Here is a 7924-nt window from a genome sequence, read left to right as displayed (position 1 = left end):
GCCGGACACGCTCGGGAGGCCCGTCGGCGATCAACCGGCCGAAGTCGAGAACGGTCACCGAGTCGGCGATGCGCATGATCAGACCCATGTCGTGCTCGACGATCAGGATCGAGATGCCCAGCGCGTCACGGACCTTGGCGATGGCTTCTGCCATGGCCGCCCGCTCGGCGGGATGCATGCCGGCGACAGGTTCGTCCAGCAGCAGCCGGGGCTCCATGCACAGCGCACGCGCCATCTCGACACGTTTGCGGTCCCCGTACAGAAGCGAGCTCACCGGCTTGTCGAAAGCGGACCTCAGGCTGAGGAAGTCCGCGATCTCGGCCGCTCGCTCCCGGTGGCGGCGCTGCTCCCCCACCGCACGAGGCAGCCGCAGCGCACTCTCCACGAATCCCGCACGGGTCAGGCAGTGGCGGCCGAGCATCAGATTGTCGGCAACCGTCCCGTGGGTGAGCACAATGTTCTGGAAAGTACGGGCCACGCCCAGCCAGGCAATACGGTGCGGCGCCTGGCGGGTGAGGGGCGGGCGGCGGGGGCGCTCGGCGGTGGTGTGCGGCGGTCGGGTGCCCGCAGCGCCGTCGCCATGGCCTCCGCACGTCATCTGCGCCGTGTCAGCTCCCGTTCGGCCACCGTCCGAAAACTGTGCGGCGGCCGGCCGGTGAGGCGCTGGACGGTGTCGGTGGTCCGGTTCTCGGCTCCCCGGGCGATGGCGCGGTCCATGCCGGCCAGCAGGGCGGCGAATTCCAGCGGCATGGACGCGGCCAGGCGGTCACGCAGCTGTTCGCACGTCAGGTGGCGGTGGGTCACACGGCGGCCTGTGACCTCGGTGACGACGGCCGCGATGTCGTCGTAGGAGAGCGCCTCCGGCCCGGTCAGGATCAGGTCGGCGTTGGGTGCGCGGGCGGCGGTCAGGGCGCGGGCGGCGACGGCGGCGATGTCCTCGGCGTCGACGAATCCGACACGGCCGGATCCGGCCGCGGTCAGGATGACGGCGTCTTCGCGGATGCTGCGGGCGTGGGCGTGCGTGCCGGTGAAGTTCTGCATGAACCAGGAGGGCCGCAGCACCGCCCAGTGGCCGAACAGGCCCCGCAGGGCCTGGTGCACCGCCCCCGCGCCCGGGCCCCCTTCGGAGATGGCCGAGGAGCTGAGCAGCACGGCGCGGTGCACGCCTGCGGTGCGGGCCCGGTGGAGGAAGGGCAGCATGACCGCGGCCGGGTCGGGGTCGCCGACCGGCGGGACGAGGTAGACGCGTTCTGCTCCGAGCAGAGCGTCGCCGAAGGTGGCGGGGTCGTACCAGTCGAAGCGGACCGGTTCCGCGCCCGGGAGCCGGGCGGCCCGACGGCTCGCGGCCTTGACGCGGTGGCCTGCGGCGATCAGCGCGGCGGCGGTTCGGCTGCCGGTGGTGCCGGTGGCCCCGGTGACCAGGGTGGCGCCGGTGACAGTCATCGGACGCCGGTGACGCCGAAGGGGCCCTGCATCCCGGCCAGGCGGCCCGCGCCGCGCATCCCGACCACGATGGTCTGCGGGCCGGCGGTCTGGTGGATCCTCAGGTCGGGATGGTGGCGTATAGAGGCGGCGACGGCCTTCCCGCCCCCGAGCCGCCCCGGCCGGGCGGGAATGTCCTTGTCGAGGAGCAGGCGCAGGCCGTGGCGGTCGAGCTCTTCCGGTGACGCGTGCGTCGCGTGCGTGGGCATGGGCATGGGGTCCTCCGTCCCGTACGATGTGGACCCGCGGTCCGTTTCAATGGACGATACGGACCGCCGGTCCGGATTGCAAGGGAGGGAACACGTGGACGCGCGCAGACCGCGCAAGGACGCGGTGCGCAACCGGGCAGCCGTCTTCGCGGCCGCCGACGCGCTCTTCGCCCAGTGCCAGAGCCCCCAGAACGTCACCATGGCCGACATCGCGGCTGCGGCCGGCGTCGGCAAGGCGACCCTCTTCCGCGCCTTCGGCGATCGCACGGGGCTGATCCGCGCGCTGTACGCGGCACGGCTCGAGCCGGTCAGAAAGGCCGTCGAGGAGGGACCGCCGCCCCTGGGACCCGCCGCCCCGCCGCTGGTGCGCGTACCCGCCCTGCTCGACGCCGTCCTGTGCTTCAAGCTCGACAACCGCCACCTCGCCATGGCCCTGGAGTCGGCCGGCGCGGACAGCCCCTACCGCACCGAGCACTACGAGCGCTGGCACACCCTGCTCCGGGACCTGCTGGAGCAGACCCCGGGACCGGCGGCCGCCGGCTCCGCCGGCTTCGCCGCTCACGCGCTGCTCGCCGCCACCCGGGCCGACCTCGTCGCGCACCTGGCCGACGGGAAGGGCGTGCCCCGCGAGGAACTGCGGGATCAGCTGGCGGACTTCACCGCCTCGGTGCTCGGCGCCGGCACCGGGCGGGGACCGGCCTCGGGCCGCGGCGCCGGGTGCTGACGGCGGCCCGCCCGCGGCCCTGGTGAACGGGCGGTCGTCGCGGCCCGTAGGAGAGAGTGCACCCGCTTTCACCGTACGAAAGAGGTCCTCCACCGTGATACGCCGCAGGGGTCGCAGCACCCGGACGCCGCGCCGGTCCACCGCCCCGGCCGGCCTGCTTCGCGTCCGTGTCGACTACCCCCGCCGGGGACGCAGCGGACCGGCTCGCTTCCTGCCGTCATGGCGGCAGCTCCTCGGCCTTGTGCTCTTAAGCTTCGCCGCAGTCACCGGGCTGGCCGGCTGGGTCTACGCGACGACGACGATCCCGGACCCCAACGCCGAAGCACAGGCCGAGGCCACGGTCTACTACTGGGCCGACGGCACACAGATGGTGAGCGTGGGCCCCGTCAACCGGCAGAGCGTGCCGCTGTCGGACATCCCGCTCTCCCTGCAGAACGCGGCGATCGCCGCGGAGAACGCCGGCTTCCGCAGCGACCCGGGCTTCTCCGTCCGCGGTCTGGCGCGGGCCGCGGTCAGCGTCGTGCGCGGCGAGGAACTCCAGGGGGGCTCCACGATCACCCAGCAGTATGTGAAGAACACCTTCCTCACCCAGGAGCAGACCGCCGAACGCAAGCTCCGCGAGCTGTGCCTGGCGGTCAAGCTGTCCCGGACCCAGTCCAAGGACCAGATCCTGCAGGGGTATCTGAACACCAGCTGGTTCGGCCGGAACTCCTACGGGGTCCAGGCGGCGGCCATGGCGTACTACGGCACGGACGTCCGGCAGCTCGACCCCTCCCGCAGCGCCCTGCTGGCCGCGCTCCTCAAGAACGGGGATCTGTACGACCCGGCCCTCGGCGAGGCCAACCGCCGCAGGGCGGAGGCACGCTGGCGGTATGTACTGGACCGGCAGGTGGAGCTCGGGCTGATGACGCGTGAGGAACGGGCGGCCTACTCCGTCTTCCCCGAGCCCCGGCCGCGGGAGGCGGCAAGCGGCCTCGCAGGGCAGGCCGGCTACCTCGTCGACGCGGCCAACAAGGACCTGCGGAACCGGGCGGGGCTGACGCCCGAGGCGCTGGGCAGGGGCGGGTACCACATCCGCACCACGTTCGACCGGGCCGCGGTGGAACGGCTGCGGCGGGCGGTGGAGGAAGTCTCCGCCGAGGCGCAGGCCCCGGACCGACAGGCAGCGGACCGGGACGTCCAGTACGGCGCCGCGTCCGTACGGACCGAGGACGGCGCGGTGCTCGCCCTGTACGGCGGGCCCGACGCCACACGTCACTTCGCGAGCAACGCCGACACGGCCGGGGTGCCGGTGGGGTCGGCGTTCAAGCCCTTCGTCCTGGCGGCGGCCCTGGAGCACGGCGGCGCGACGGGCGAGAGCCTCGCATCGGCCCGCACCGGACTGCTCGACACCGCCGTGCCCCCGCCGGCGGGCGCCGGCGGGGCCGGCGCAGACATCGCCTCACCGGACACGCTCGCCCTGCGCCGGGCCCTGGTCCGCGGCGACCAGGACGCCTTCCGCCGGCTGGGCGCGGACGTCGGACCGCGCCAGGTGCGGAAAACCGCGATCGCCTCCGGGCTGCTGCCGCACAGCATGGCGGCGCCGGACCCGTCGTTCGCGCTCGGCACGTCCACGCCGAGCGCCATCCGGATGGCCGCAGCGTATGCGACGTTCGCCCGCGAGGGACGGCGGACCGCACCGTACTCCGTGGCCTCGGCGACCTACCGGGGAACACCGCTGGCAGGCCTGGAACGGCCGGGCTCCCGGCAGGCGATCGCCCCGCAGACGGCCCGCGAACTCACCCGGGCGCTGCGGGACGTCGCCGTGGACGCCGTCGACGCCGCCACCCTGCGCAGCCTGGGGCCCATCGCCGCCGGGCGCACGGACGGCGGGGACCGGATCCCGGCGGGGTGGTTCGTCGGATACGGCGAGGAGCTGTCGACGGCCGTCACCGTCTTCCGCAGCGCCCCGGACGGCGGCGGACTGCTGGCGCTCGACGAACCCGGCACGGGAACGCCGGGCAGGGGCGAGACACTGCCCCTGCGCGTGTGGTCGGCGTTCATGAAAGGCGAACGGCCCGGAAGCGGCAGCGACTGAGCGCGCACCGCCCGACGCACTGCCCGGCCGCCGATTCCTGACCGGACCGGACGACACCGCGTGCTGCCAACATGTGAGCGAGGCGGTCGCCGCCGGCCGCGAACCGCACGAAGCCCCGCCCTGGCCTTCGGACCCTCCCTGCCCCCGTCCCGGCGCATGGTGTGGGATGTCCTGGGGCGCCCGGCACGGCGCCCCAGGACAGGGAACACAACGGCAAGGAACGAAGGAGGGGGGATCGTCATGGCACGAACACGGGCTCAGAGCCTGCGGAGAGCCGCCCAGGCGGTGGCCTCCGGCACCGGTCCGCGGGCAGCCGCCGAAGAGGAGCTGCGGCGGCACACCGGACGCTCGGGCGGGCAGCAACGGCAGCAGCGGCACGACATGCATGACTCCGACGAGCGGCACGAGCCGCAGGAGGAGGGCATGGACCCGGCGGACTTCCCGGCCGCGCGCGAGCAGGGCGGGTCGATCGCCACCGTCATGGCGCAGAAGACCGTGGCTCTGGATGACGCCGGTGCGGCGCTGGGCCGCAGCGAGCAGCAGCGCGTGGACGGCGAGCAGGTCCATGCGATCTGCCCCATGGTGCTGCCCAGGGGCCGCTCGCTGCTGTCCATGCTGCCGGTGCTGTCGCTGCTTCTGGTGGGCGTCGTGGGCACGGCGGTCGTCTCGGCCGTGGACGACTCCCCGTGGAGCCATCCGCTCTTCGGCGTCCACTACTGGGTCATCTCGGTGCTCGCCGTGGTGTTCGTGTGGTGGCGGCAGGGCATGGTGATGGTGCCGGACGGCAGCCAGGCGATGATCACCCGGTTCGGGAAGCTGGAGCGGGTGGTCGGGCCCGGGCGGGTGATTCTGCTCAGCCCGTGGAAGCGGGTGTCGTACATCGTCAACACGACCCGTGAGTACCCGTTCAACGCGCCGGTGCGCGAGGCCCCGACCAAGGGGGGCGTGAAGGCGTCGATCGATCTGTTCATCCAGTTCCGCATCAGCGACCCCACCGAGTTCGTCTACACGCTGGGCGCGGTGCGCGGCTTCGAGGAAAAGCTGAGCAACGCGGTGAGCGAGACAATCCGCAGCCTCATCTACGAGCAGGAGGCCGCCGGGATCTACGACATGGTCGGCGAGGACACAGGGCGGCTGCTGGAGCAGCTGAACCAGCAGTTCCGGCCCGCGGTGGAGCTGACCAACGCCAACATCACGCACGCCGAGCCGTCCGACCGCAACTACCGCATGGACCTGGCGGCCCCGGAGATGGTGCGCATGGCGAAGGAGGCGTACACCCACGAGTACGCGCTGATGCTGCGCAAGGAGCAGGACGAGGGCGATCTGAGCCGGGAGCTGGCGGGCAGTCAGGAGACGCTGTCCGCGATCCAGGCCGACATCGCCCAGTACCAGGCGCAGATGGACACCGCGGTGGAGCGCGAGACCAACCGCGCCGAGGCGCTCGCCCGCCAGCGGTATGTGCAGGCCGAGTCGGAGGCGAAGGCCAACGCGGCGCTGCTGGAAGCGCAGGCGCTGGACATCCGTGCGGTGACCGCGGCCGAGGCGCCGGAGATCCTCGAGTACCGCTACCAGCAGCAGGTGCTCGACACGCTGGAGCAGGTCGCGGACCATCTTCCGCACCTGGTGCGGATCGGCGGCTCCGCGGACGGCAGCGGCGCGGCCGGGGTCGACTTTCTGCAGCTGGCCCGGGAGCTCGTCGGCGAGCGGGGCGCGAAGCTGTTCACGGACGCGGACACGGCGGCGGTGCGGGCGCGGCTCGGCGAGGTCGCCGACCGCATCGCCTCCCGCGAGGCGGAGATCAGCGCGCTGCTGGAGGCGGACCGCCCAACCGTGCCGACCGCGCCCGCCGCGGCGGCGGCAGAGACGACGGCGGCCGCCGGGGCCGCGGCGGAGGCGGCTGCCGGGGCCGCCTCCGAAGAGGCCGAAGAGGCCGCAGGGGCCGTAGCGGCCTCGGCGGCCGAGCAGGCCGGGACGTCCGAGCGGTTCGGGCGGTTCGACGAGTCCGACGGGGCCGAACAGTGAGCAGCGCACCTGCCGGCCGCCGGTCGGTCATATCCGAGGCCGTCGCCCCGTGGAGTGAGATCGCGCAGCTGCTGCGCGGCGGCGAGGCGGGCACCCTGATCCCGGTGATCATTCCCCGCCACCGGCGCAGACTGTGGTGGATGCTGCCGCTGTGGCTGGGGCTGTTCGCCCTGCTGAGCGGGGTGATGCTGAGTGTGCGCGAGGCAGGCTCGGACGGGGCCGCCGATCTGGCGTACGGGGCGCTGGCCGCGCTCGCCTACACCGCCGGGCTCCTGCTGATCCTGACCGGCGGGCTGTGGTGGTGGCGGTCCTCGATCGTCGAGATCGAACAGGGCACGAATGGCGTGCTGACCCGCTACGGCGCCGTCACCCGCACCCTCGACGCCGGCCGCCACTATCTGTGGCATCCGTGGTCAAGGGTCGATTTCGTCGTGGACACGGCGACCGAGATCCCGTACTCCGCGCCGGTGATGGCCTGCCCGACACAGGAGAATGTGCCGCTGCGGTCGATCGAGTTCTTCCTGAAATTCCGGATCACGGACGCGGTGCTGTTCGTGCGCACCATCGGCGCGGGCAACTTCGACCTGGTGCTGTCCAGCGCGGTGCAGGACGCCATCCGGCAGCGCGCCCGCACCATGCGCACCGAGCGGGCCTACGACCTGCGCGGCTCAGACGTGGCCGACATGCAGGAGCTGCTCAACCGCCAGCTGTCGCGCTACGGCGTGCGCGTCACGGGGTCCAACATCCCCGATGTCCAGCTGCCCGCGCAATACCAGCAGCATCTGGCCACCCGTGAGCGGATCGCCAAGGAACGCACGGCGTACGAACAGGAGTGGGGTCTGACCCGCAAGCGCCGCATCGACAGCCTGGGCATGGACATCGAACGGGCGAAGAAGGTGCGGGACGCGCGCATCGTGGAGGTGAAAGCCGCCCTGAACCGGGCCCGGGAAGAGGTCGCCCAGCTGCTCGAACAGCAGGAGACCAACGCCCAGCGGGTGCGCTTCGAGATCGAGACGCGCGGGCGCAGCGGGCTGATCGCCGCCGAGAACGAGGCCCGCGCACAGCGCGCCCTCGCCAAGGCCTACCGCGACAACCGCGCGGTCCTCCAGTACGAACTGGCACGCAGGCGGCTGGAGGTGGGCGCCGAGCTTGCCACACGGGCGCCGCAGCCGGTGGTCGTCAGGACCGACGGCGCCGGCGGCGACGTCTCCGCGCTGTCGACCCTGATCACCGCCCAGCTGCTGCCCCGGCTGACGCCGCTCCCGCCGGACACCGGCGGGAACTTCCCCGGCGGCCGGCCGCCGGGTGAGGACGGCCGCGGGGAGTAGACGGGACGGTCTGTCCCCTCTCGGGTCCGGGCGCGTACCGCGGGGTACACGCCCGGGCTTGCCGACCGGGCCTGCCGCCGCT

Annotated in this window: 6 protein-coding genes and 1 pseudogene; 4 read left to right on the top strand and 3 right to left on the bottom strand. The window is 72.9% G+C overall.

Annotated features, from left to right (window positions below):
* The 3 genes and pseudogenes from OF819_RS19360 to OF819_RS19350 form a co-directional block, all read right to left on the bottom strand.
* A pseudogene (locus OF819_RS19360) lies at positions 1–517 on the bottom strand (ABC transporter ATP-binding protein); the annotation flags it as partial.
* Positions 518–594: 77 nt separating this feature from the next.
* Positions 595–1443 carry an NmrA family NAD(P)-binding protein gene (locus OF819_RS19355; RefSeq protein WP_267244835.1) on the bottom strand — a complete coding sequence of 283 codons (849 nt, stop codon included), beginning with the start codon at positions 1441–1443 and terminating at the stop codon, positions 595–597.
* The gene (locus OF819_RS19350; RefSeq protein WP_416370573.1) at positions 1440–1697 is read right to left on the bottom strand and encodes a hypothetical protein; all 258 of its coding nucleotides are present in this window, start codon (positions 1695–1697) and stop codon (positions 1440–1442) included. Before OF819_RS19350 ends, OF819_RS19355 begins: the two co-directional genes overlap by 4 nt.
* A gap of 88 nt (positions 1698–1785) precedes the next feature.
* Here OF819_RS19350 and OF819_RS19345 point away from each other — a divergent pair, with 88 nt between their 5' ends.
* The 4 genes from OF819_RS19345 to OF819_RS19330 all read left to right on the top strand — a co-directional run bounded on the left by OF819_RS19345 (position 1786) and on the right by OF819_RS19330 (position 7842).
* Positions 1786–2415: a TetR/AcrR family transcriptional regulator gene (locus OF819_RS19345; protein ID WP_267244834.1), complete on the top strand. Its 630-nt coding sequence runs from the start codon at positions 1786–1788 to the stop codon at positions 2413–2415.
* A 241-nt stretch (positions 2416–2656) separates the two neighbouring features.
* A complete protein-coding gene (locus OF819_RS19340; protein ID WP_267244833.1) occupies positions 2657–4492 on the top strand; it encodes a transglycosylase domain-containing protein in 1836 nt (611 codons plus the stop codon).
* A 240-nt stretch (positions 4493–4732) separates the two neighbouring features.
* Positions 4733–6514 carry an SPFH domain-containing protein gene (locus tag OF819_RS19335; protein ID WP_267244832.1) on the top strand — a complete coding sequence of 594 codons (1782 nt, stop codon included), beginning with the start codon at positions 4733–4735 and terminating at the stop codon, positions 6512–6514.
* Positions 6511–7842, top strand: a complete 1332-nt coding sequence (locus tag OF819_RS19330; protein ID WP_267244831.1) for an SPFH domain-containing protein — start codon at positions 6511–6513, stop codon at positions 7840–7842. The genes OF819_RS19335 and OF819_RS19330 overlap by 4 nt, the downstream gene beginning before the upstream one ends.
* The last annotated feature ends 82 nt before the right edge of the window (positions 7843–7924 follow it).

It is taken from the genome of Streptomyces sp. PR69, assembly GCF_026420845.1.
Lineage (GTDB): Bacteria > Actinomycetota > Actinomycetes > Streptomycetales > Streptomycetaceae > Streptomyces.
Note: the sequence above shows the minus strand (reverse complement) of the source record. Positions and strands in the feature narration are given on the sequence as shown.

Excerpts from the sequence above, each read along its gene's own strand:
- OF819_RS19355 (WP_267244835.1), bottom strand. The coding sequence starts at position 1,443 with ATGACTGTCACCGGCGCCACCCTGGTCACCGGGGCCACCGGCACCACC.
- OF819_RS19350 (WP_416370573.1), bottom strand. The coding sequence starts at position 1,697 with ATGCCCATGCCCACGCACGCGACGCACGCGTCACCGGAAGAGCTCGAC.
- OF819_RS19335 (WP_267244832.1), top strand. The coding sequence starts at position 4,733 with ATGGCACGAACACGGGCTCAGAGCCTGCGGAGAGCCGCCCAGGCGGTG.